Origin of the sequence: Streptomyces desertarenae (assembly GCF_042681365.1) — a bacterium.
GTDB classification, from domain to species: Bacteria; Actinomycetota; Actinomycetes; order Streptomycetales; family Streptomycetaceae; genus Streptomyces; species Streptomyces desertarenae.
The window spans coordinates 1-1,012 of sequence record NZ_JBHUFU010000045.1 but is presented as its reverse complement, the minus strand read 5'-3'; the positions used below and the strand labels follow the sequence as shown (position 1 = coordinate 1,012).

At 66.7% G+C, this 1,012-nt stretch carries 1 protein-coding gene; it reads right to left on the bottom strand.

The features are described 5' to 3' along the window. Window positions 1-1,012, bottom strand: a 1,012-nt coding sequence (locus ACFSJS_RS27885; protein WP_380905279.1) for an ABC transporter ATP-binding protein, incomplete at both ends; no start/stop codon positions are given.

Here is a 1,012-nt window from a genome sequence, read left to right as displayed (position 1 = left end):
CACGTCGCGTTCTTCGGCGAAGTGGCAGGCGGAGGGGTGGGCGGCGGGGGTGTCCCGGCCGGCGAACCGCTCGGGCACCGCCAGCAGCGGCACCTCCTGCGCACACCGCTCCTGCGCCTTCCAGCACCGGGTACGGAACCGGCACCCCGACGGCGGATCCGCCGGCGAGGGCACATCTCCCGACAGGATGATCCGCTCCCGCCGCTCCCGCACCTCCGGATCCGGCTGCGGCACCGCCGACAGCAACGCCTGCGTGTACGGATGCGTCGGATGGTCGTAGATCTCCACATCCGACCCGACCTCGGCCATCTTCCCCAGGTACATCACACCCACCCGGTCCGAGATGTGCCGCACGATCGACAGGTCGTGCGCGATGAAGATGTACGACAGGTCGAACTCGTCCTGCAACCGCTCCATCAGGTTCACCACCTGCGCCTGCACCGACACATCCAGCGCCGACACCGGCTCGTCGCAGATGATCACCTCCGGATTCAGCGCCAGCCCCCGCGCGATCCCGATCCGCTGCCGCTGACCACCGGAGAACTGGTGCGGATACCGGTTGACGTACTCCGGATTCAGCCCCACCACATCCAGCAGCTCCTGAACCCGCCGCCGCCGGTCCCCCTTCGGAGCCACCTCCGGATGGATCTCGAACGGCTCCGCAATGATGTCACCCACCGTCATCCGCGGATTCAACGACGTGTACGGATCCTGGAACACCATCTGGATGTTCCGCCGCACCGCCTTCAACGCCCGGCCCGACAACCGGGTGATGTCCTCACCCTTGTACAGGATCCGCCCCGACGTGGGCCGCTCCAGATTCATCAGCAACTTCGCCACCGTCGACTTGCCGCACCCCGACTCACCGACGATCCCCAGCGTCTCCCCCTGATGCAGCGTGAACGACACATCGTCCACCGCCCGCACCGCACCCACCTGCCGCTTGAACACCACCCCCTGCGTCAGAGGAAAATGCTTCACCAGATTCCGCACCTCGAGAATCGGCTCACCG